General features: G+C 75.6%; 13 protein-coding genes. 6 read left to right on the top strand and 7 right to left on the bottom strand.

Going from position 1 to position 23,264, the window contains the following annotated elements; translation table 11 throughout:
• Window positions 1–9 precede the first annotated feature (9 nt).
• The 4 genes from GCU69_RS27965 to GCU69_RS34855 form a co-directional block, all read right to left on the bottom strand.
• Window positions 10–1,410 (bottom strand): dipeptidase, encoded by a 1,401-nt coding sequence (locus tag GCU69_RS27965; RefSeq protein ID WP_098749960.1) that lies wholly within the window; start codon window positions 1,408–1,410, stop codon window positions 10–12.
• 553 nt (window positions 1,411–1,963) lie between these two features.
• Window positions 1,964–5,950, bottom strand: coding sequence for an ATP-dependent helicase (locus GCU69_RS27960; RefSeq protein ID WP_170315949.1), 3,987 nt, complete (start codon window positions 5,948–5,950; stop codon window positions 1,964–1,966).
• 307 nt (window positions 5,951–6,257) lie between these two features.
• Window positions 6,258–9,704 (bottom strand): ATP-dependent helicase, encoded by a 3,447-nt coding sequence (locus GCU69_RS27955; protein WP_156207536.1) that lies wholly within the window; start codon window positions 9,702–9,704, stop codon window positions 6,258–6,260.
• A gap of 156 nt (window positions 9,705–9,860) precedes the next feature.
• Entirely contained in the window at window positions 9,861–10,715 is an 855-nt protein-coding gene (locus GCU69_RS34855) for an MGMT family protein (protein ID WP_408055854.1), read from the bottom strand.
• A 161-nt stretch (window positions 10,716–10,876) separates the two neighbouring features.
• Between GCU69_RS34855 and GCU69_RS27945 the strand changes: the two genes are divergently transcribed.
• The 6 genes from GCU69_RS27945 (at window position 10,877) to GCU69_RS27925 (ending at window position 19,910) form a co-directional block, all read left to right on the top strand.
• Window positions 10,877–13,615, top strand: a complete 2,739-nt coding sequence (locus GCU69_RS27945; RefSeq protein ID WP_098749958.1) for a lysylphosphatidylglycerol synthase transmembrane domain-containing protein — start codon at window positions 10,877–10,879, stop codon at window positions 13,613–13,615.
• A gap of 546 nt (window positions 13,616–14,161) precedes the next feature.
• Window positions 14,162–14,569 carry a TOBE domain-containing protein gene (locus GCU69_RS27940; protein ID WP_098749957.1) on the top strand — a complete coding sequence of 136 codons (408 nt, stop codon included), beginning with the start codon at window positions 14,162–14,164 and terminating at the stop codon, window positions 14,567–14,569.
• A gap of 199 nt (window positions 14,570–14,768) precedes the next feature.
• Window positions 14,769–15,083 carry a hypothetical protein gene (locus GCU69_RS34155; protein ID WP_235978748.1) on the top strand — a complete coding sequence of 105 codons (315 nt, stop codon included), beginning with the start codon at window positions 14,769–14,771 and terminating at the stop codon, window positions 15,081–15,083.
• Window position 15,084: 1 nt separating this feature from the next.
• Window positions 15,085–15,747, top strand: coding sequence for a molybdate ABC transporter substrate-binding protein (gene modA, locus GCU69_RS27935; RefSeq protein WP_235978747.1), 663 nt, complete (start codon window positions 15,085–15,087; stop codon window positions 15,745–15,747).
• 128 nt (window positions 15,748–15,875) lie between these two features.
• Entirely contained in the window at window positions 15,876–18,185 is a 2,310-nt protein-coding gene (locus tag GCU69_RS27930; protein WP_408055855.1) for an ABC transporter permease, read from the top strand.
• 123 nt (window positions 18,186–18,308) lie between these two features.
• Window positions 18,309–19,910, top strand: a complete 1,602-nt coding sequence (locus tag GCU69_RS27925) for an alpha/beta hydrolase (protein ID WP_156207534.1) — start codon at window positions 18,309–18,311, stop codon at window positions 19,908–19,910.
• A 264-nt stretch (window positions 19,911–20,174) separates the two neighbouring features.
• Here the strand turns inward: GCU69_RS27925 and moeZ are convergent, their stop codons facing one another.
• From moeZ to GCU69_RS27910, 3 genes are all read right to left on the bottom strand, one after another.
• Window positions 20,175–21,353, bottom strand: coding sequence for an adenylyltransferase/sulfurtransferase MoeZ (gene moeZ, locus GCU69_RS27920; protein WP_098749953.1), 1,179 nt, complete (start codon window positions 21,351–21,353; stop codon window positions 20,175–20,177).
• A gap of 61 nt (window positions 21,354–21,414) precedes the next feature.
• On the bottom strand, window positions 21,415–22,161 hold the full coding sequence (locus GCU69_RS27915) for a spherulation-specific family 4 protein (RefSeq protein ID WP_098749952.1): 747 nt from the start codon (window positions 22,159–22,161) through the stop codon (window positions 21,415–21,417).
• Window positions 22,149–23,096 (bottom strand): NAD-dependent epimerase/dehydratase family protein, encoded by a 948-nt coding sequence (locus GCU69_RS27910; RefSeq protein WP_098749951.1) that lies wholly within the window; start codon window positions 23,094–23,096, stop codon window positions 22,149–22,151. The genes GCU69_RS27915 and GCU69_RS27910 overlap by 13 nt, the downstream gene beginning before the upstream one ends.
• Between the last annotated feature and the right edge of the window lie 168 nt (window positions 23,097–23,264).

Below are 23,264 nucleotides of genomic sequence, written 5' to 3'. Positions count from 1 at the left end.
GCTGTGGGGCTAGAGGGCACGTCCATTCTCCGCGAGGTCGCCCCAGAGGTACGCCGCGGTTTCCACGCCCTTCATCAGCAGTTCCAGCTCGACCTTCTCGTTGGGCGCGTGCCAGCCGTCGGACGGCACCGAGATGCCCAGGAACAGCACGGGCACGCCCAGCACGTCCTGGAGGTCCGCCGCCGGGCCGGAACCACCCTCACGGGTGAACCGGATCTGCTGCCCGAAGGCGCGGCCCATGGCCCGTACGACCGACTGGAGGGCGGGGTGCCCGAGCGGTGTGAGGCAGGGGCGGGTCGCGCCCCACCAGGTGATCTCGTGTCGGATGCCGGCCGGGAGGCGCTGGGCCACCCAGTCGGCGACGGCCTGCTGGACCTTCTCCGCGTCCATCCCGGCGACCAGCCGGAAGGACAGCTTCAGCTGCGCGGCGGAGGGGACGATCGTCTTGCCGCCGGGGCCGCGGTAACCGCCGGAGATGCCGTTGACCTCGGCGGTGGGGCGGGCCCAGACGCGTTCCAGGGTGGTGTGCCCCGCCTCGCCGAGCGTGGCCCGGGAGTGTGCCGAGCGGAGCCAGCCGGACTCGTCGAACGGCAGCTCGGCGAACAGTTCGCGCTCGCGCTCGGACAGCTCGACGACACCGTCGTAGAAGCCCGGGACCGCCACCCTGCGGTCCTCGTCGTGCAGCGCGGCGGCGAGGCGGGCGGCCTCCGTGGCCGGGTTCGGCACGGCGCCGCCGAACGAACCGGAGTGGATGTCCTGGTCCGGTCCGTACAGGTCGATCTGGCAGTCGGTGAGGCCGCGCATGCCGGTGCAGACCGTGGGGGTGTCCTCGGCCCACATGCCGGTGTCGGAGACGATCACCGCGTCGCAGGCGAGCCGCTCGGCGTGGTCCCGGACCAGCTGGGGGAAGTGCGGTGAGCCGGACTCCTCCTCGCCCTCGACGATCATCTTGAGGTTGACCGCGGGGGCGCTGCGGCCGGTCGCGGCGAGGTGTGCCCGGACGCCGAGGGTGTGGAAGAACACCTGGCCCTTGTCGTCGGCGGCGCCCCGGGCGTACATCCTGCCGTCCTTCACGACCGGCTCGAAGGGCTCGGTGTGCCAGCCGTCGGCGCGGGAGGCGGGCTGCACGTCGTGGTGGCCGTACACCAGGACCGTCGGGGCGCCCGGGTCGCCGGAGGGCCATTCGGCGAAGACGGCGGGGGCGCCGGGCGTCTCCCAGACCTCGGTCACCGGGAAGCCGGTTTCCGCGAGCTTCGCGGCCAGCCACTCGGCGCTGCGGCGGAGGTCCGGGGCGTGGCCGGGGTCGGCCGAGACGGACGGGATGCGGAGCCACTCCGCGAGGTCGTCGAGGAAGGCCGCGCGATGGTCCGCGATGTAGGCGCGGACGGCGCTGTCCGGGGTGGTGCTCATGGAAGCGAGCCTAACGGGCGCCGTGCGGCGCCCGGAGAGCGGCCGTGCCCGCACCGGCGCACGGCCGGTGGCCGCCGTGCGCACTGCGGGCTCCGGGGGCGGGGCGCGGGGTGCGGGCTCCGGGGTGGGGTCCTGCTCCGGGGTGCCGGGACGGGCTGCGTGCTACGAGGTGCGGGGCCGGGGGGCGGGGGCCGCTGCGAGCTGCGGGTGCGGAGCCGGGTGCGGAGCCGGGTGCGGGCTCCGAGGTGCGGGGTCGGGTTGCAGGGCCGGGTTGCAGGGCCGGGTTGCAGGGCCGGGTTGCGAGGGGGGCTGGACTGCGTGCTCCGAGGTCGCCGGGGCGCGCGGGCCTCGGGCTCCGGGGGGCGGGCCTCGGGCTCCGGGGTGCAGCGTGCGGGGTGCGGGGTCGGGCTGCGTGCTCCGAGGTCGCCGGGGCGCGGGCCGCCGGCTCCGGGCCGCTGGGTGAGGAGGGGGCGGGTTACGGGAGAGGCTCGCGGAGCGGGGTTGCGAGGCGGGGTTATGGGGCGGGGTCACGGGGCGGGGTCACGGGGCGGGGTCACGGGGCGGGGTCACGAGGACGGGATACGTCGGCGTCCTCGTCCGGGTCCTCGCCGGGAACGTCCTCGCCCAGCAGGACGCGCTCCAGGCCCGCCCGGTCCGGGAGCCCCGCGGGGCGGACGACCTCGCCGCTGCGCACGTACAGGAAGGCGGCGGTGACGGCCGACAGCGGCACCCCCTGCCGCTCGGCCCAGGCCAGCCGGTAGACGGCGAGCTGGAGCGGGTCGGCGGTGTGGTCGCGGTTGGTCTTCCAGTCGATGATCTCGTACCGGTCGCCGTCCGGGCCCTGCTCGCGGTACACCGCGTCGATCCGGCCCCGGACGATGCGGCCGGCGAGGGTGATCTGGAACGGGTACTCCACGCGGTGCGGTGTGCGGCGGGCGTACGGCGTCCGGGCGAAGGCCTCCTTGAGGGCGGCCAGCTCCCGCTCGTCGGCGATCTCCGGTCCGTCGTGGGCGTCGTCGTCCGTGCCGCCCGGCAGCTCCTCCGGACCGAGCAGGGGCAGCGGCAGCTCCTCGAAACGGGACTCGACCCATGCGTGGAAGCGGGTGCCCCGCCGGGCTGCGGGCTGCGGCGGACGCGGCATCGGCCGGGCCAGCTCGCGCGCGAAGCCGTCCGGGTCCGCGGCGAGCCGCAGCACCTGCGAGGTGCTGAGCGAGGGCGGTACGGGCACGTCGAGGACGCTCGCCCGGGCGCGGCGCAGCTCACCCGTCAGCGCGACGAGGTCACGGTCCCAGGAGGCGACGGCCCGGGCCTCCTCCGGGGTGAGCCCGGGATGGCCCTCCGGGGTGAGCCCCGCATGGTCCTCCGGGGGACCGGCCGGCGGCTCGCCCGGGGCTTCCGGGCCGTCCTGCTGCCGCGGCAGCACCGGCAGGCCCGGCGCACGGTTCTCGGGAGCCGCCGGAGCGGCCGGAGCAGCCGGAGCCGTGCCCTGCTCGTATACGTCCTGCTCGTATACGTCCTGCCCGGACCCGTCCCGGCCGTACGCGTGCGCCTCGTACGGGTTCTGCCCGGACCCGTCCCGCTCGTACCCGTGCGCCTCGTACAGGTTCCGCCCGGACCCGTCCCGCCTGTAGGCGTGCGGCTCATACGAGTCCGGCTCATACGAGTCCGGCTCGTACGGGTCCGGCTCCGGTGGCGGCCAGTCCGGGTCGTGCGGCGGTTCCGCGTCCCAGGGCTCGCCGTCCCACAGGGAGGCGCCCCCGGCAGGTGGCGCCGGCTCCGGACGGGGGCCCGGGAGCCGGTCGCCCGCACCGGTCTCCGGCCCGGTCCCCGCTCCCCCTGCGGTCCCGTGGCCGGTCCCTGCTCCCGCTGCCGGCTCCGGGCCGGCCCCGTCCTCCTCTGCCCGCGGGCCTTCCCGCGCGAGCGGCTCTTCCCCCGCGGGCAGTCCGTCCCGCGCGGGCCGTTCCTCCCGGGCGGGCGATACGTCCTCCGCGGGCTGCCGCGTCAGCCGGTCCAGATGCGCCAGTACGGTCTCGGCCGCGCGGCGGCGCAGGGCCAGGGCGGACGGGTCGAGCGGCAGCGGCCAGGCCTGTTCGGCGCCGCCGTCCGCCAGGGCCGGGTTCTCCTCGCCCTCCGCGGGCGGCTCCGCCCAGGCCTCGACCTCCCCGTGTCCGTCCTCGCAGTGTTCGCGCAGCGCGTCCAGGAAGCGCGACGGTCCGCGGGGGCGCTTCTGGGCCGGGCCCCACCAGTGGCCGGACGCGAGCAGCAGGGAGCGGGGGCGGGTGAAGGTGACGTAGCCGAGGCGCAGCTCCTCGGTGGACTGGTGCTCCTTCATGGCCGACTTGAACGCGGCCAGCCCCTTCGCGGTCCACTCCGGGTCCTCCGGCAGCGTGTCCGCGTCGCCGCGCAGCGCGTGCGGCAGGACCTTCGGCTGGGCGGTCCAGGAGTCGCGCGGCTGTTCGCTCGGGAACTGCTTGGCGACCAGGCCCGGTACGGCGACCACGTCCCACTCCAGTCCCTTGGACTTGTGCGCGGTGAGCACCTTGACGGTGTTCTCCCCGCCGGGAAGGGCGTTGTCGAGGCCCTTCTCGTGCTGCGCGGCGGTGCGCAGGAAGCCGAGGAAGGCCAGCAGCGTGGCCTCTCCGTCGAGGGCCGCGAAGGAGGCGGCGACGTCGAGGAAGTTGCCGAGCGTCTCCCGGCGCCGGGCGGCCAGGGCGTGCGGCGACGCCGACAGTTCGACCTCCAGGCCGGTGGTGGCCAGCACCCGGTGCAGGACGTCCATCAGCGGGTCCCCGATCGCCCGCCGCAGCTCGCGCAGCTCCGCGGCGAGCCGGGCGAAGCGCACCCGGGCCGCCTCGGAGAACGGCAGCCCGTCATCGGATCCGCCGGCCCCGTCGGGGGTGAGGAAGGTGTCGAGGGCGTCGGCGAGCGAGACGACCTCGGCCGGGTCCGCTCCCTCGGCGGACTCGGCCAGCCGCAGGTCGGCCCGCTCCTGCTCGGACACACCGTCCCGGTCGCCGGGGTCCGTCCCGTACCGCACGAGTCCGCGGGCCCGGCGGCCGAGCAGCGCCAGGTCGCGCGGGCCGATCCGCCAGCGCGGGCCGGTGAGCAGCCGGACGAGGGAGGTGTTCGCGGTGGGGTCCTGGAGCACCTCGCAGACGGCGACGAGGTCGGCGACCTCCGGCAGGTGCAGCAGCCCGGACAGCCCGACGACCTCGACCGGCACGTCCCGGGCGACGAGGGCGCCCTGAATGCGGGGGAAGTCACCGGCCGTGCGGCAGAGCACGGCGATCTCGCCGGGCGGGGTGCCGGTGCCGACGAGGTGCGCGACGGAGTCGGCGAGCCAGTCCAGCTCCTCGGCGTGGGTCGGCAGCAGGGCGCAGCGGACCGTGCCGTCCCGCTCGGCCCCGGGGGCCGGGCGGAGCGCCTCGACGCCTTCGTGCAGCTCGCGGAGGGGGGCGGCGAGGCGGTTGGCGAGGCCGAGGAGGCGGCCGCCGCTGCGGCGGTTCTCGCTGAGGGCGTGCCGCCGGGCGGGGCTGCCGTCGGCGTGCGGGAAGTGTTCGGGGAAGTCGTCGAGGTTGGCGACGGAGGCGCCGCGCCAGCCGTAGATGGCCTGGCAGGGGTCGCCGACGGCGGTGACGGCGTGTCCGGTCCCGGCGCCGAAGAGGCCGGAGAGGAGGCGCCGCTGCGCGACGGAGGTGTCCTGGTACTCGTCGAGCAGCACGACGGCGTAACTCTCGCGCAGGATGCGGCCGACCTCCGGGCGGGTCAGGGCGAGCTGTGCGGAGAGCGCGATCTGGTCGCCGAAGTCGAGCAGGTCCCGCTGCCGCTTCTCGGCGCGGTACGCCTCGACGAGGCCGAGCAGCTCCAGCCGGGCGCGGGCGGCCTGCGGGGCCTTGCGCAGCTCGGCGTTGCTGAGCCGGGCGGCGTCCAGGACGGCCAGCAGCTCCGTGTCGTACCGGCGCAGGCGGTCCGTGGGGACGAGGTGTTCGGACAGCTCGGCGTCGAGGGCGAGGAGGTCCTCCACGAGCGCGGGGAGGGACTTGGTGAGCGCGGGGTACGGGCCGGGGGCGGTGCGCAGGACGCGGGCGGCGAGCTGGAACCGGGTGGCGTCGGCGAGCAGCCGTGCGGAGGGCTCCAGGCCGATGCGCAGGCCGTGTTCTTTCAGGAGCTGCCCGGCGAAGGCGTGGTAGGTGGAGATCTGCGGTTCGCCCGCGGCACCGTCGTCGCCCGGGGCGCCGCCGTCCGGGCCGGCGCCGGGGCCCGTCACGCCCGCCCTGGCGAGGGCCTTGCGGACCCGTTCCGTCAGCTCACCGGCGGCCTTGTTGGTGAACGTCAGCCCGAGGACCTGTTCGGGAGCGACCCGGCCGGTGCCGACGAGCCACACGACGCGGGCGGCCATCACCGTCGTCTTGCCGGAGCCGGCTCCGGCCACGATCACCTGCGGCGCGGGCGGCGCGGTGATACAGGCCGTCTGCTCCGGGGTGAACGGGATGCCGAGAAGCTCTTTGAGTTCCTCGGGGTCGGTGATGCGCGCTGCCACCCGAGTGAGGCTAACCGGCCCCGCCGACAGCCGTCGCCGGATGTGCGGACGGTCACCTCCCGGCGGTGGTCCGGCACGCGGGCCGGACAGCGCACGCCGCGAGCGCACGCCGTGGGCGGACACCCGGGGCGGTCGCCTCGGGCGGACGCCCTGGGCCGGCACACGGGGCCCGGCACCCGGGGCCGACCCCCGCCCGGACACCCGGTCCGGCGGCGCCGCCCCGCACGGCGTGCGCACCGTCGAGCCGCTCCGGCCCCCTCGGGGCACCGCCCCCGCCTCCGGCCCCGGCCCCCTCGCTCCTGCCCCCTCAGTCCACCACGTACCGTCCCTCCGGCAGCGCGGAGCAGGAGTTGCGGAAGGCGCAGTGCTGGCAGTGCTGCCCGGTGCTGGGGGTGAAGCGCTCGTCGAGTACGCGCCCCGCGGCGTCCGCGAGCAGTTCGCCGACCCAGGTGTCACCGGCCGCGCCGACGCTCCCGCCCGTACCGTCTCCGCCCTCGTCCGCCCCGTCCCCCGCACCGGGCCGTTCTCCCGGCTCGGCGGCCGCCAGGGCTTCCTGCGCCTGTACGACGGGCTGCTCGTCGCCGCCGTCCCTGCGGGTGGCGCCGAGCCGCAGATGGACCAGTTCCGCGCCGCCCGGTTCGGGCCGGCGCCCCCCGAAGGCGCCGTCGACCGCTCCCTCGCGCACCGCCAGCTGGTAGACGGCGAGCTGGGGATGGCGCGCGACCTCGGGCCCGGTGGGCTTGGTCTTCCCGGTCTTGAAGTCCACCACGTAGGCGCGCCCCTCGGCGTCCTCCTCCACGCGGTCCATGCTGCCGCGGATGCGTACGGAGCTGTCGCCCGCCCGCAGGGTCACGTCGAAGTCGTGTTCGGTCGCGACCGGTCTGCGCGAGCCCCGGCCCATGACGTGCCAGTGCAGGAAGCGTTCCAGCGCGGCGCGCGCGTTCTCCTTCTCCTGGCGGGACTTCCAGGGCGCGTCGAAGGCGAGCGAGTCCCAGACCGAGTCGAGGCGCTCCATGAGGACGGCCAGATCGGCAGGGGTGCGTCCGGAGGCCACCTCGTCGGCGAGGACGTGCACGACGTTGCCGAAGCCCTGGGCGGCGGTCGCGGGCCTGTCGGCCTTGACCTCGCGGCCGAGGAACCACTGGAGCGAGCAGGTGTTCGCCAGCTGGTCCAGGGCGCTGCCGGAGAGCGTGACGGGCCGGTCGCGGTCGCGCAGCGGGACCTCGTTGTGCGTCGGCTCGTACAGCCCCCACCAGCGGTGCGGGTGCGCGGCCGGCACGAGCGGCCGGCCGCCGGCGGATCCGTCGTCCCCGGCGGCCCCCGGCTCCTCCTGCAGGGCGGCGAGCCGGGCCAGCCGGAGGGCGGCGGCGTCCCGCAGCGCCGGGGAGGCGGCCGGGTCGACGGTGGTGGCGCGGAGTTCGGCGACGAGCGCGGCGACGGCGAGCGGGCGCCGGGGGCGGTGGGCGACGTCGACCGGGTCGGTGCCGAGTTCGGCGAGGAACCGGGAGGGCTGGTCACCGTCGTCCGCGGCGGCCTTCACCGCGGTCACGACGAGCCGCTCCCGGGCCCGGGTCGCGGCGACGTAGAACAGCCGCCGCTCCTCCGCGAGCAGGGCGCCGGGGGTGAGCGGCTCGGCGATGCCGTCGCGGCCGATCCGGTCCGCCTCCAGCAGCGAGCCGCGGCGCCGCAGGTCCGGCCACAGCCCTTCCTGCACCCCCGCGACGACCACCAGCCGCCATTCCAGGCCCTTGGCGCGGTGCGCGGTCATCAGCCGTACGGCGTCGGGGCGGGCGGTACGGCGGGTCAGTGTGTCGGCGGCGATGTCCTGGGCGTCCAGTTCCTCGAGGAAGTTCAGCGCGCCCCGGCCCCCGACGCGCTCCTCGGCCCGGGCCGCCGTCTCGAACAGGGCGCAGACCGCGTCCAGGTCCCGGTCCGCGTTGCGGCCGGAGGCGCCGCCGCGCAGGGCCGCGCGTTCCAGCCGGCCGGGCCACGGGGTGCCGTCCCACAGCTCCCACAGCGCCTGCTCCGCGGTGCCGCCGCCGGCCAGCAGCTCGCGTGCCTTGCGGAGCAGCAGGCCGAGCCGCTGCGCGCCCCGCGCGTACGCCGGGTCGTGCGAGACGAGCCGTTCCGGCTCCGCGAGCGCCTCGGCGATCAGCACGTCCGAGGGGCGCGGCAGGGGATTGCCCGCGGCGCGCTCGCCGTCCCGCAGGGCGCGGCCGAGCCGCCGGAGGTCGGCGCTGTCCATGCCGCCGAGCGGCGAGGTGAGCAGTTCCAGGGCGGTCTCCGCGGCCAGGCCGACCGGTGGCGCACCGCCGCCCGCCGGCTCCGCGCCCGTCGGCGCCGCTGCCCCGCCGCCGTCCGTCCACAGCGCGCCGGTGGCGGCCACCCGGAGGGCCTGGAGCAGCGGCGCGACCGCCGGTTCGTGGCGCAGCGGCAGGTCGTCGCCGTCGACCTCCAGGGGTACGCCCGCGGAGGTCAGCGCACGGCGCACCGCGGGGATGGACCGCCCGCCCGCGCGCACCAGCACCGCCATGTCGCTCCACCGCACCCCGTCCTCCAGGTTGGCGCGGCGCAGGATGTCGGCGATGTTGTCCAGCTCGGCGCCCGCGGTCGGGTAGGTGAACACCTCGACACGGCCGCCGTCCCGTTCGGCCCGCAGGTCCCGGTGGGCGCGGACGGCGTCCGCGGGCAGCCGGGTGAGCGGCATCCGGCCGGCGAGCAGCCGGGTGGCGGCGAGCAGCCGGGCGCAAGAGCGCCGGGAGGTGCCCAGCACCCGTACGGGCGCCGGCGCCCCGTCGCGGCGGGGAAAGGCGTGCGGGAACTCCAGGATGCCGCCGACGTCGGCGCCCCGGAACGCGTAGATCGACTGGTCCGGGTCGCCGAGCGCGACCAGCGTGCGCCCGCCGCCCGCCAGCGCGTGCAGCAGCCGGACCTGGGAGGCGTCGGTGTCCTGGTACTCGTCGACGAAGACGGCGTCGTACCGGGCGGCGATGTCCGCGCCGACCTCGGGGCGCTCGGCGAGCAGCACCGCGCGGTGCACCAGTTCGGCGTAGTCGAGCACGCCCTGCGCGTCGAGGACGTCGAGGTACTCGGCGAGGAACGCCGCCGCGGCCCCCCAGTCGGTCCGCCCGGTGCGGGCCGCGAAGCCGCCCAGCGCCGCGGGGTCCAGGCCCAGTTCCCGGCTGCGCGCGAGCACGGCGCGCACCTCGTCGGCGAAGCCCCGGGTGGTGAGGCAGGCGCGCAGGTCGTCCGGCCAGCGGACGGATCCCCGGCCCTCCTGCTCCAGCTCGGTCTGGCCCGCGAGCAGTTCCCGTACGACGACGTCCTGCTCCGGGCCGGACAGCAGCCGCAGCGGCTCGGTGAACAACTCGGCGTCCTGATGGGCACGGACCAGTGCATAGCAGTACGAATGGAACGTGGTGGCCTGGGGTCCGTGGCCGCCGAGCCGGGCCGCCGTGCGGTCGCGCAGTTCCACCGCGGCCTTGCGGCTGAAGGTGAGCACCAGGATGCGTTCCGGGTCCGTGCCCCGGCGCACCCGCTCGGCGACGGCCTCGACGAGCGTCGTGGTCTTGCCCGTGCCGGGGCCCGCGAGAACGAGCAGCGGGCCGTCGTCATGGTCAACCACGGCACGCTGCCGTGCGTCCAGAACAGGAGGACCGACCGGCCCCGGCGCGCTCCGCACGAGCCGGTAGGCGCCGGTGGACGGCTGCCGTACCCGGCGGTGCGGGAAGACGGACGGGATGGAGGTGCTCACGTGGATCGCCGGTCCTGGTGGGTGTGCTGGGTGCCTTGCGGCCGCGCGGGCCGGGAGGTGTCGGTGGCGCGCGACGAAGACGCTACGCCCATCGGAACGCGCGGCGCAGCGGGTCCCCGGGGACGCGCCGCGGGGCGGTGCGGGCCGGGTGCCGTGTCACCGGCCGCCGGGTGGCGGAAGCCGGCCGCTGTGTCCCTTTCCGCGCGCGGTGACCGGCCGGCTGCCGCCCCCGCCGACTTCGGCGCCCCCGCCGGCTCCGGCGCCCCTGCCGCCCGGGCTGCCCTTGCTGCCGCTGCTGCCCTTGCCGCCGCTGCTGCCCGTGCTGCCGCTGCTGCCCGTGCTGCCTTTGCCGCCCCTGCCGGGTCCGCCGGGTCCGCCGACACCGGCGGCTCGGTCGCCGCTGCCGCCGGTCCCGCCGCCGCTGCCGGTGCCGGGCGCGCTTGCGGCGGTGCTGCTCGCGCCGGTGCTGCCGCTGCCGGTGCCGGTGCCGCTGTCGGCGCGGCCGGCGTCGCCGTCGGCCTCCCGGGCGGTGCCGCCGTCCCCGCCGCTCCGGAAGTCCATCCCCGCGCCGCCCCCGGAATCGCTGTCGGCACCACTGCCCACACCGCTGTCGGCGCCACTGCCGGCACCACTGCCGAAACGGCTGTCGGCACCGCAGCCGGCCGGACGGCCGTCCCAGCGCGCCCGGGCCATGTCGATCCGCGTCGGGCGGCCGGAGCCGCGCGGCGCGTCGCGCAGCGGGGTGCCCTCCTCGCGGTAGCGGGCGAGGGCGCGCCGCTCGCTGCCGGGCAGCGGCAGCCCGTCCGCCCGCACCACACGCCACCACGGCACGGCGCCGCCGTACAGCGCCATCACGCGCCCCACCTGCCGCGGCCCGCCCTCGCCCAGCCACTCGGCGACATCGCCGTACGTCATCACTCTGCCGGGCGGCACGGCCTCCGCGGCCTCGAGCACCCGCTCGGCGTACTCGGGCAGCTCACCGGGCCCGCCCGGTCCGGTCTCACCGCTCATCCGGCCCATCCTGCCGCATCCCGACGACAATCCCGGGAGACGGTCACGGTCCGTGACCGGCGCCCTCCGGACACGTATCCTCCGCTTCCCGTATCCGCGAAATGCACCCTGATGCCCACCCTCGGACACGGGGCATGCCACCATCTTCCGGGCGGTGACCGGTGATACGTGATCGAAAAGATGTAGCCGAGGAGCAGAGTGCCGAGGGTCCGGACGGGACCGGCAGCTCTGCCGCCGCGTCACGCCCGCAGGACGGCGCCGCCGGCGCCACCGCCCTCGGCGCGACCCGTCCGGACGGGCCCGGCCCTCCCGGCCCGGGCGGCGGCACGGACGGTGTGGAGGTCCACGCCGAGCAGGTCTCCGGTGACGAGCCGCTGCTCCCGGCGCGCGTGCACCGGCCCTCCGACCTGGTGCGGCTGCTGGTCGGCGTGCTGGGGATCGTGGTGGTCCTGGCCGTCGCCGCCTTCGCGCACGGCACCACCGAGGGCCTGGAGGAGGACATCGGCAAGGGCACCGGCCAGGCGCCCACCCTGCTGATCAACTTCGCCGGTCTGGCGTCGAGCGTCGCGGTGCTGATCGTGCCGGTGGCCTTCGCCATCGAGCGCCTGGTGAAACGGGACGGGCTGCGCATCGCCGACGGCGTCCTCGCCGCCGTGCTCGCGCACGGCGTCTCCCTCACGACCGATCTGTGGGTCGCCGAGTCCGCACCGGGCTCGATCCGCGACGCGCTCACCCAGCAGGCGCCGAACGGCGCGGTGACCGACCCCGTGCACGGCTATCTCGCGCCCGTCATCGCCTATATGACGGCGGTCGGGATGGCCCGCCGGCCGCGCTGGCGCGTGGTGCTGTGGGCGGTCCTGGTGCTGGACTCCTTCGCGGTGCTCGTCGGCGGTTTCTCCACCCCCTTCTCCATCCTCGTCACCGTGCTGATCGGCTGGGCCGTCGCGTACGGCACGCTCTACGCCGTCGGCTCCCCGAACGTCCGGCCGACCGGCCAGAACCTGCTCGCCGGACTCCGCCGCGTCGGCTTCCAGCCGGTCAGCGCCGTGCGCACCGGGGACGCCGACGAGGAGGACGCCGAGAAGCAGGACCGCGGCCGCAGCTATCTCGTCTATCTGGAGGACGGCCCGCCGCTGGACGTCACGGTCGTCGACCGCGAGCAGCAGGCCCAGGGCTTCTTCTACCGGGTGTGGCGGCGGCTGGCGCTGCGCGGCATCACCCAGCGCCGCAGCCTCCAGTCGCTCCGCCAGGCCCTGGAGCAGGAGGCGCTGCTCGCGTACGCCGCCATCGCCGCCGGAGCCAACGCCCCCAAGCTGATCGCCACCTCCGAGCTGGGCCCGGACGCCGTGATGCTCGTCTACGAGCACACCGGCGGCCGCAGCCTGGACGCGCTGCCCGACGAGGAACTCACCGACGAGCTGCTGCGCTCCACCTGGCGCCAGGTCGAGGCCCTCCAGTCGCGGCGCATCGCGCACCGAAGACTGGTGGGCGACGCCGTGCTGGTCGACCGCTCCGGCTCGGTCGTGCTGACCGATCTGCGCGGCGGCGAGATCGCGGCGAGCGACCTGGTGCTGCGGATGGACGTGGCCCAGCTGCTCACCACGCTCGGCCTGCGGGTCGGCGCGGAGCGCTCCGTCGCCGCCGCCGTCGACGTGCTCGGGCCGGACGCCGTCGCCGACAGCCTGCCGCTGCTCCAGCCGATCGCCCTGAGCCGCTCCACCCGCGCCGAGCTGCGCCGGCTCGCCAAGGAACGGGCGCAGCGCGAGCGCGAGGCGGTGCTGGCGGCGTCCCGCGCGAACAGCGGGACGGCCGCCGGGGAGCACACCTCCCCGCTGCCCGACCGCAAGACCGTACGGGCCGAGAAGAAGGCCGTGGACGAGGCGATCGAGGAGGCCCGGGAGGAGGACCTGCTCGCCCAGATCCGGCGGCAGATGCTGCTGATCCGGCCGCAGGCGCCGGTCGAGCCCGCCCGGCTGGAACGGATCCGGCCGCGCACCCTCGTCACCTTCATCGCCGGGGCCTTCGCGGTCTACTTCCTGCTCTCCCAGCTCACCCACGTCAGCTTCCAGGACGTGGTCGAGGACGCCCAGTGGGCATGGGTCGCGGCGGCCGTGCTCTTCGCCGCGCTGAGCTATCTGGGGGCCGCGCTCAACCTGCTCGGCTTCGTGTCGGAGAAGGTGCCCTTCGTCCGTACGGTGCTGGCGCAGGTCGCCGGTTCGTTTGTGAAGCTGGTCGCCCCGGCCGCCGTGGGCGGGGTCGCGCTCAACACCCGCTTCCTCCAGCGCGCCGGGGTGCGCCCGGGGCTCGCGGTGGCCAGTGTCGGCGCCTCCCAGCTGGTCGGCCTGGGCCTGCACATCCTGCTGCTGCTCACCTTCGGCTACCTCACCGGAACCGAGCGCACGCCGTCGCTGTCGCCCTCCCGCACCGTGATCGCGGGGCTGCTGACCGCTGCCGTGCTCGTCCTGATCGTGACGGCCGTGCCGGGGCTGCGGAAGTTCGTCTCGACCCGGGTGCGGTCGCTGTTCGCGGGGGTGGTGCCGCGGATGCTGGACATCATGCAGCGCCCGCAGAAGCTGCTCACCGGCATCGGCGGGACGCTGCTGATGCAGCTGGCCTTCGTCATGTGCCTGGACGCCTCGATCCGGGCGTTCGGCGGCGAACTCAGCTACGCGAGCATCGCGGTGGTCTTCCTCGCCGGCAACGCCCTGGGGTCCGCGGCCCCGACGCCCGGTGGTGTGGGCGCCGTGGAGGCGGCGCTGACGCTGGGCCTGATCGCGGCCGGGCTGCCGAAGGAGATCGCGACGCCCGCCGTGCTGCTGTTCCGGCTGATGACCTTCTGGCTGCCGGTGCTCCCGGGCTGGCTGTCCTTCTCGCACCTGACCCGCAAGGGCGCCATCTGACGGCCGGACCGGTGACGGTTGCCGGCGGCAGAACCGGCGGGACCGTTCCGACGGCTCTCCTGAGGGTTCGTATCGGCGGCCGTCCGGCGGGAGCGTATCGGCGGCCGTCCGGTGGGCTGGTGCCGGGTCCGGCGGGCTGGTGCCGGGTCCGGCGGCCGTCCGGCGGGCTCGTATCGGTGGCCGAACCGACCGGTCGCGGGCGTCGCAGCCCCTGAGGCCGCCGGGCCGGTGAGACCGCCGGAGGAACCGCGGCCGGTGCGGTGAGGTCGCCGAAGCGGGTACGGGCGCCGGGACCGTACGGGCACGCCGGCCGGTACGGAACTCCGAGCCGGTACGGACACGGCGCCCCGTCCTGCTCCCTCCTTCCACCGCTCGCCGCTGCCCTGGTTCCGCCGCTCGCCGCTGCCCTGGTTCCGCCGCTCGTCCGTCACCGCGCAGGCGGAGGCGCGGGCGCCCACCCCGGGAGCCGAGTCGTGTCCGCAGGTGCGAGGCACAGGACCGTATCTCTCTTGCAACTGCGAGCCATGGCACCGTAGATTGCCGCACATGCGGTCCTACACCATCGGCCGGGCGGCGCGGCTTCTCGGCGTCAGCCCCGACACCGTCCGGCGCTGGGCGGATTCCGGCCGGATACCGACCCGCCGGGAGGAGTCCGGGGCCGGCCGGCGGCTCATCGACGGCCACGACCTGGCCGCGTTCTCCGTCGCACTCGCCGCGGACGCGGGCTCCGGTGACGACGGTGAACAGGCCTACACGACGGCTCGCAACGCCTTCCCCGGCATCATCACCGCGGTCCGGCTCGGCGACGTCGCGGCGCAGGTCGAGGTGCAGGCCGGACCGCACCGGCTGGTGTCGCTGCTGACCCGGGAGGCGGTGGAGGAACTCGGGCTGGCCGTCGGGATGGAGGCCGTCGCCCGGGTGAAGGCCACCAACGTCCACATCGACCGGGTCTGAACCGGGTGCCGCCCGTGTCCGCGCCGCTCCCGCCCGCTCCCCCGCCCGGACCGCCCGGACCTCCCGGACCTCCCGGACTTCCGGCCACCGGCCCCTCCGCGTCGTCATCGTTGTCGCCGTCGTCATCGTTGTCGCCGTCGTCATCGTTCTCGCCGTTGTCGCCGTTGTCGCCGTCGTTGTCGTTGTCACGATCCTCACGATGGCCACCCTCACCCTCACCGTCGTCGTCACGGTCCTCGCCGCCATCGCCGTCGCCGTCGTCACCGCCCCTCCGCGCGCGGCGCCCCACGTCACCGTCCGCCGACCCGGCCGCCTCGCGCGGGTCCGTCCCGTCCGGAGAGCCGATGCCCCGCCGCGCCGCCGTCCGCCGACCCGGCCGCCATCCAGCCGGCCGCCGCCGGACCGCCCGCTCGACGCCGTCGGCGGCACCGGCCGCGCTCACGACCCTGCTGCTCTGCGCGGCCGCCGCGGGCTGCGCTCCCGGCGGCGGCTCGGACGCCGGCGGGGAGGGTGACGTGACCCTGACGGTGCTCGCCGCCTCCTCGCTCACCGAAGTGTTCGACCGGGCGGGTGCCGCGTACGAGAAGGAGCACCCCGGCACCCGGCTGCGCTTCTCCTTCGCGGGGTCGCAGGCGCTGGCCGCGCAGGTGCGGCAGGGGCTGCCCGCCGACGCGCTCGTCACCGCCGACGAGGCCACCATGGCGTCCGTCGGCGACAGCACCGGGAAACCGGCCGTGATCGCGAAGAACCGGCTGACGATCGTGACCGCGCCGGGCAACCCCGAGGGCGTGCGGGGCCTGGCGGACCTGGACCGGCCGGACCTCAAGGTCGTGCTCGCCGCCCCCGAGGTGCCGGTGGGCCGCTACGCGGACCGGGTGCTCGACCGGGCCGGCGTCGGCGTGGAGCCCGTCTCCCAGGAGCCGAACGTCCGTGCCGTGCTCAGCAAGGTGCGGCTGGGCGAGGCGGACGCGGGCCTCGTCTACCGTACGGACGCCGCGACCGCGAAGGGCCGGGTCGCCACCGTGGACGTGCCCGACGCGCAGAACGCCGTGGCGTCCTACCCCGCAGCCGCGCTGACCGGCTCGGCCCACCCCGAGCAGGCAGCCGACTTCGTGCGCTGGCTGGGCACGGAACCGGCGCAGCGGCTGCTCCGCGACGCCGGGTTCCAGAAGCCGTGAGCGCGGAAGACGGCCCGGGGCTCGTCCCGGCCCGGAAGGGGAACCGGCCGGGGCCAACGGCCCGGAAGGGGCCGGGATTCCCGGGCCGGAAGGGGAACCGCCCGGGGCGTGCGCCGCTCGCGCTCACCCTGCCGGCGGCGCTCGCCGTGCTCTTCCTGCTGATCCCGCTGTCCGGGGTGCTCGCCGGGACGCCCTGGACGGAGCTGCCGCGGCGGCTGACCGCTCCGGCCGTCAGCGAGGCCCTGCTGCTGTCGCTGGCCGTGTCCGGCTGGGCGCTGCTGCTGTCCCTGCTGCTGGGCGTGCCGCTCGCGTGGCTGCTGGCCCGTACGGACTTCCCCGGCAAGGCCCTCGTGCGCTGCCTGATCATGCTGCCGATGGTGCTGCCGCCGACCGTCGCCGGGGTCGCGCTGCTCCAGGGGTACGGGCGGAGCGGGCTGCTCGGCGGCCGGCTGGAGGAGTGGACGGGGATCACGCTGCCCTTCACGACCGCCGGAGCCGTGGTCGCCGCGGCCTTCGTGTCGCTGCCGTTCCTGGTGATCAGCCTGGATGGCGCGCTCGCCGGCCTCCATCCGCGGTACGAGGAGACGGCCGCGTCCCTGGGGGCCTCCCCGCTCCACGCCTTCCGCACCGTCACGCTCCCGATGGTCGCCCCGGGGCTGTTCGCGGGCGCCGCCCTGTGCTGGGCCCGGGCGCTGGGCGAGTTCGGGGCGACGATCACCTTCGCCGGGAACCTGCCCGGTGCCACGCAGACGCTGCCGCTCCAGGTCTATCTGCTGTTGCAGGACGACCCGGAGGGCGCGACGGCGGTCTCCCTGCTGCTGCTGGTCGTCGCCACCGCCGTGCTGGCCGCCGTCCGCGGCCGCCGCCCCGCGAGCCCGGCGAGTCCCGCGAGCCCGGCGGGCACGGCCGCACCGCCGACTCCGGCCGCACCGCCGACTCCGGCCGCACTGACGTCCCCGACCGCACCGACGTCCCCGACCGCACCGACGGACGCGGGCCCGACGCACGCGGCCCCACCGCGGATCCCGGCCGCACCGGCGGACACGGATCAGCCCGCCGGCACGACTCAACCCGCGGACACAGTCCAGCCCGCGGGCACGGCCGGGTCGGCGGACGCAACGGGGCCGGCGGACGCGGACACTCCGCCTCCGGGCGGCACCACGGGCACCGCAGACACCGGAACCGGTGCCTCCGCACGCCCCGGCACCGGAACCCCTGCCGCAACCGGCGACGGGACCGGCCCGGCCTCCCCCACCCCCACGGACACCAGCCCCCACACCGCCTCGGACGCCCCGACATCCACGGACACCACCGAGCCCGGCCCGGCCCCCCGCACCCCCACGGCCCCCGGCGACGGGACCGGCCCCGTCGCCCGCCCCGGGACGGCTCCCGGCGCCGACACCGGGTGGGCCCTCGCCGCCGGGGTCGGCGGGGCCAGCCGCGTCGACCTCGACGTGCCCGCCGGGCACACGGTCGCCGTCGTCGGCCCGAACGGCGCGGGCAAGACGACCCTGCTCCGCGCCCTGCTCGGCCTCACCCCCCGGGCCCGGGCGCACCGGCTGCTGCTCGGCACGGCCGAGGTCTCCGGCGTACCCGCGCACCGGCGGCGCATCGCCTGGGTGCCGCAGGACGGCGCGCTGTTCCCGCATCTGACGGCCCTGGCCAACACCGCGTACGGAGCGCGCGCCCAGGGCGCGGGCAAGTCCGACGCGCGCCGCCTGGCCCAGGAGTGGCTGGACCGCCTCGGCGTGGGCGAACTGGCGCAGCGGCGCCCGGCCCAGCTCTCGGGCGGACAGGCACAGCGCGTGGCCCTGGCGCGCGCTCTCGCCGCACGCCCCCGGCTGCTGCTGCTGGACGAGCCGCTGGCCGCGCTCGACCAGACCACCCGAGCCCAGGTGCGGCACACCCTCCGCACCCATCTGGCCGGCTTCCCCGGCGTCTGCCTGGTCGTCACGCACGATCCGGTGGAGGCGGTCTCGCTCGCGGACCGGGTGCTCGTACTGGAGGAGGGGCGCACCGTGCAGTACGCCGGGCCCGTCGAGGTCGCCCGGCACCCCCGCTCACCCTGGGTGGCCCGGATGCTCGGCCGCAACGCGTGGCCGGGCACCGCGGCGGACGGCGGTCTGGTGCTCGACGGCGGGGGCAGCGTCGCCGCGGCCGAGCCGCTGCCCGTGCCGGGCGCGGCCGGGCTGGCCGTCGTGGGCCCGGAGGCCGTGTCGCTGCACAACGCCCGGCCCTCCGGCAGCCCGCGCAACGTCTGGCCGGGCACGGTGCGCGAGATCACGGCACAGGGCGGCCGGCTGCGGGTGCTGGTCGCCGCGGAACCGGACGTGGTCGCCGAGGTCACCCCGCACGCGGTCGCCGAACTGGGCCTGGCCGAGGGCTCGCCCGTCTGGGTGAGCGTGAAGGCGACCGAGGTGACACTGGTGGCGCTCTGAGCCCGGGCTCGAAATCGTCCGCCGACCGGCGGCCGTCCCCGGCGGCCTCTACGATGACGACCGAACAACCATTCGCGTCGTGCGCCCCACAGCCGGCGGATCATCCGAGACGGAGCATCACGCATGACCCGATCCGTGCGCGCGGGCGCCCTGCTCGCGGCGGCCGCCCTGCTGGCCGTCGCCACGACGGCCGGCTGCCAGAGCGGCAGCGAGGAACCGAAGGCGAAGGCCTCCTCCTCCGCCCCGGCCGCGGACGGCGGGGCGCGGCAGCCCGCCCTGCCCGCCGAACTCACCGGCCAGAAGCCGGACTGGAAGACCTGTCCCCCGCCGAGCGCGGCCGAGGGCGCGCCTGCGGGACCACCCGGCGCCGACTGGCAGTGCGCGGAGCTGAAGGCCCCGCTCGACTACCGGAAGCCGGACGGGAAGACGATCGACCTCGCCATGATCCGCTCCAAGGCCCGGGACAAGGGCGACCGGATCGGTTCGCTGCTGTTCAACTTCGGTGGCCCCGGTGGCTCCGGGGTCTCCGCCCTCCCCGGCAGCGCCGAGATCTTCCGCAGCCTCTCCGACCGTTACGACCTGGTCAGCTTCGACCCGCGCGGCGTCGCCCGCAGCTCCGGCGTGGTCTGCCGGGACGACCGGGCGGCCGCGGCGGCCGCGGACCTCGACCACACGCCCGACGACGCGGCCGAGGAGAAGGCGTTCCTCGCCGACGCCCGGTCCTTCGCCGCCGGCTGCGAGCGCCGCTCGGGCGCCGTGCTGCCGCACGTCTCCACCGAGGACGCGGCCCGCGACATGGACCTGATGCGGGAGGTGCTCGGGGACGACAAGCTGAACTACTTCGGCTTCTCCTACGGCACCGAGCTCGGCGGCACCTACGCCCACCTCTTCCCCGGCAACGTCGGCCGGATGGTGCTGGACGCGGTCGTCGACCCCTCGGCGGACGACGTGAAGCACGCCCTCAACCAGGCCACCGGCTTCCAGCGGGCCCTGGAGAACTACCTCGCCGACTGCGCGAGCAAGGGCGCCTCCTGCCCCACCGGCGCGGACCCGGACGCGGGCGTGAAGAAGATCACCGGCCTGCTGGAGCGCCTGGACGGGGAGCCGCTGCCGACCTCCGACGACGGGCGGAAGCTGACCGAGAACCAGGCGCTGACCGGGATCGTCATGTCGCTCTACAACGAAAGCTCCTGGCAGTACCTCACCCAGGGCCTGCGGGAGGCCTTCGACGCGGGCACCGGCGACCTGCTGCTCACCCTGGCCGACCAGTACAACGAGCGGGGCGAGGACGGCAGTTACGGCACCCAGGCCCACTCCCAGCGGGCCATCTCCTGCGCCGACTCCACCAGCCGGCTGACGGCGGCCGAGGCGAAGAAGCAGCTGCCGGAGTTCCGCGAGGTCTCCCCCGTCTTCGGCGCCTTCCTGGCCTGGGACCTGGCCGGCTGGTGCGCCGACTGGCCCGTGCGGGGCACCGCGGAGCACGCCGAGGTGAGCGCCGAGGGCGCCGCCCCGATCCTGGTCGTCGGCACCACCGGCGACCCGGCGACGCCCTACGAGGGAGCCCGGATCATGGCCGACGAGCTGGGCGAGGACGTCGGCGTCCACCTGACGTACGAGGGCGAGGGCCACGGGGCATACATGACCGGCAACCCCTGTACGCAGCGGACGATCGACGCGTACCTCCTGAAGGGCGAGGTCCCCGAGGACGGCAAGACCTGCACGTGACAGCCGGGGCAGCACGTGACAGCCGGATCGGCTGGCGAGAGCCCGGGACGTGAAAGCCGGATGCATGTGAAAGCCGGGGCGGCACGTGACAGCCCGGCACGTGACAGCCCGGCACGTGACAGCCGGATCGGCACGTGAGGGCCCGGGGCGGGAACGGCAGAGCGCGCCCGTGACCGCCCGTCCCCGCGCACACGACAGTGCCCGGCGCACCTCGCGGTGCGCCGGGCACTGTCACACACGAACCGGGGCGGAGCCGGCCGTGTGTCAGTACACCGGCTTCTCGGGCTCGATCTGGTTCACCCAGCCGATCACGCCGCCGCCCACGTGCACCGCGTCCGCGAAGCCCGCGTTCTTCAGCACCGCGAGGACCTCCGCCGAGCGGACACCCGTCTTGCAGTGCAGGACGATCTTCCGGTCCTGCGGCATGTCCTGGAGGGCGTTGCCCATCAGGAACTCGTTCTTCGGGATCAGCCGGGCGCCCGGGATCGAGACGATCTCGTACTCGTTCGGCTCGCGGACGTCGATGATGTCGATCTTCTCGTCCCCGTCGATCCACTCCTTGAGCTGCGCCGGAGTGATCGTCGAACCGGCGGCCGCCTCCTGCGCCTCCTCGGACACGACGCCGCAGAAGGCCTCGTAGTCGATCAGCTCGGTGACGGTGGCGTTCGGCCCGCAGACCGCGCAGTCCGGGTCCTTGCGGACCTTGACCTGGCGGTACGTCATCTCCAGCGCGTCGTAGATCATCAGTCGGCCGACCAGGGGGTCACCGATGCCGGCGAGCAGCTTGATCGCCTCGTTGACCTGGATGGAGCCGATCGACGCGCAGAGCACGCCGAGCACGCCGCCCTCGGCGCAGGACGGGACCATGCCGGGCGGCGGGGGCTCCGGGTAGAGGCAGCGGTAGCAGGGGCCGTGCTCGCTCCAGAAGACGGAGGCCTGGCCGTCGAAGCGGTAGATCGAACCCCAGACGTACGGCTTGTTCAGCAGCACACAGGCGTCGTTGACCAGATAGCGGGTGGCGAAGTTGTCCGTGCCGTCCACGATCAGGTCGTATTCGGCGAAGATCTCCATCACATTGGAGCTGTCGAGCCGCTCCTGGTGGAGGTTGACCTTCGTGTACGGGTTGATGCCCAGCACGGTGTCGCGCGCCGACTCCGCCTTGGGCCGGCCGATGTCCGCCTGGCTGTGGATGATCTGGCGCTGCAGGTTCGACTCGTCGACCTCGTCGAACTCGATGATGCCCAGCGTGCCCACGCCGGCCGCGGCGAGGTACATCAGGGCGGGGGATCCGAGGCCTCCGGCGCCGACGGCCAGAACCTTGGCGTTCTTGAGCCGCTTCTGCCCGTCCATCCCGACGTCCGGGATGATCAGGTGGCGGGAGTACCTGCGGACCTCGTCGACGGTCAGCTCCGAAGCGGGCTCGACCAGGGGTGGCAGCGACACGGGGACTCCGTTGGTCGGTAAGAGGACGGTTGTTCTCCTCGTAACACTGCCACGCCCTCACTCATTCCGAGACGGACGTTCCGATCCGCGAGACAATCTCGTCCCAGTAACCGGGAAGGGTCGCCCACGGGTCGTCCGGGCCGGTGCGGTCGGTGAACCAGACGGTGGCCGCGCCCTGCCAGCGGGCGGTGCGCAGCGCCTCCTCCAGATGACCGCGCGGCACCCCGTGAACCAGATGGCAGAAGCGCTCGGCCGGGTGTTCCGCCGTCCACTCCGGCGCCTGTGACCAGCGGTATTCCGACCACGGGCCGGCGAAGGTCACCAGCTGGTCGGCGGTCTCGGCATAACCGGGGTCCGGGTGCCTGCCGTGCCCGAGCACGACGTGGCCGCCGTCGCGGAGGGCCCGCAGACCGGCGACGGTGCGCCGGGTCCGGTCGAGTCCGACCCGCCCGGACGGGCAGCGGTGCAGCAGGAACCCGTCCACCAGATACCACTCCACGTACCGGCGGGCGTCCGCCGCGATGTCCGCGGGATGCCGCGCGCCGAAGCACATGTCGAGATGCCCGAGCACCCGGACGCCGCCGTTCCGCAGGCGTCCGGCGGCCTCCAGGCAGTGCGGGTCGGGCCGCACCCCGGGTCCGTGCGCGACATCGAGCACGGCCCAGTGCAGCGGAACACCGGGGCGGCCGAGTCCGGCCCACTCCAGCGGCGCGAGCAGCGGGTGCGCGCAGCCGGGCACCCCGACGCCGAGCCCGGCGGGCCGGGCCGCGACGGGCTGCCGGGTTCCGGCCGGGGTCAGAGGCGGCATGCCGCCTCCATCCAGATGTCGGCCAGGGACTCCTCCAGTCCGATCCGGGGCCGCCAGCCGAGCCGGTCGCGCGCCGTCCGCACGTCCGCCTGCTGCCAGCTGCCGCAGCCGTCCGGGTACGGGTGCGCGGGCGGGCCCGGCGGATGGTCCCCGCCCGGTCCGCTCCCGCCGCGCTGAGACACGATGTCCACTTCCTGGACAACCCCGCCGAAGCCGGCGACCCGGGCGAGCACCCCGGCGGCCTCCCGCAGCCGCACGGCCCGGCCGGTGCCGATGTTGACGACGCCCTGCGCCGCCGACAGCGAGGCCGCGTGCACGGCCCGGGCGACATCGCGTACGTCGACGAAGTCCCGCTGCACCCCGAGGCCGCCGGCCCGCAGCTCGCCGTCACCGGCCTGCATGGCCCGCCGCATCGCCTCGGCGAGCCGCCCGAGCGGCGAGCCCGCGGGGGTGCCCGGGCCCACCGGGGAGAAGACGCGCAGCACCACCGCGTCCAGGTCCGAACCGAGCACCAGCTCGGTCGCGGCGAGCTTGCTCACCCCGTACGGGCCGCCCGGGCGCGGCACGGCGTCCTCGGCCGTGGACGACCCGGTCTGCGCGGGCCCGTACTCGGAGGCGCAGCCGAGCTGCACCAGCCGGGCACCGCAACGGCTGCGGCGCAGCGACTCGCAGACGGTGGCGACGGCCACCGTGTTGTGCCGGGTCAGGTCACGGGCGCCGCCGCGGGTGGCGCCCGCGCAGTTGACGACGACCCCCGGGTGCACCGCGTCGAGGAAGCGGGTCAGCGCTCCCGGGCTGCCGGAGGCGAGGTCGAAGCGGACGTCCGCGTCGTCCCCGCGGCCGAGCGCGGTCAGCTGCACCGCCGGGTCGGCGAGCAGCCGGTCGGCGACGTGCCGCCCGATGTATCCGTTGGCGCCGAGCAGAAGGACCCTCATCGCACGCCCTCCCGCCGTCCGCCGCGCCGCCGGGGGGCGGGGCCCGGGCAGAGGCCCGGAAACCGTGACTGCCGTCCTGTCATCTCTCGTTCTCCTCCACTGTTTCCACGGGTCTGGTTCCGGCGGCGGCGCTCCGGCCGCACCGCCGGACACCGGGGTCCGCACCGG

Source organism: Streptomyces lycii, from assembly GCF_009735685.1.
GTDB classification, from domain to species: Bacteria; Actinomycetota; Actinomycetes; order Streptomycetales; family Streptomycetaceae; genus Streptomyces; species Streptomyces lycii.
This window is presented reverse-complemented; position numbering and strand designations above follow the sequence as displayed.

What these genes read in the sequence shown, in the direction of transcription:
- GCU69_RS27910 (WP_098749951.1), bottom strand. Translation starts at nt 23,096, where the DNA reads ATGAGGGTCCTTCTGCTCGGCGCCAACGGATACATCGGGCGGCACGTC.
- GCU69_RS27940 (WP_098749957.1), top strand. Translation starts at nt 14,162, where the DNA reads ATGCGGTCCTACACCATCGGCCGGGCGGCGCGGCTTCTCGGCGTCAGC.
- GCU69_RS27925 (WP_156207534.1), top strand. Translation starts at nt 18,309, where the DNA reads ATGACCCGATCCGTGCGCGCGGGCGCCCTGCTCGCGGCGGCCGCCCTG.
- GCU69_RS27915 (WP_098749952.1), bottom strand. Translation starts at nt 22,161, where the DNA reads ATGCCGCCTCTGACCCCGGCCGGAACCCGGCAGCCCGTCGCGGCCCGG.
- GCU69_RS34155 (WP_235978748.1), top strand. Translation starts at nt 14,769, where the DNA reads ATGGCCACCCTCACCCTCACCGTCGTCGTCACGGTCCTCGCCGCCATC.
- GCU69_RS34855 (WP_408055854.1), bottom strand. Translation starts at nt 10,715, where the DNA reads ATGAGCGGTGAGACCGGACCGGGCGGGCCCGGTGAGCTGCCCGAGTAC.
- GCU69_RS27965 (WP_098749960.1), bottom strand. Translation starts at nt 1,410, where the DNA reads ATGAGCACCACCCCGGACAGCGCCGTCCGCGCCTACATCGCGGACCAT.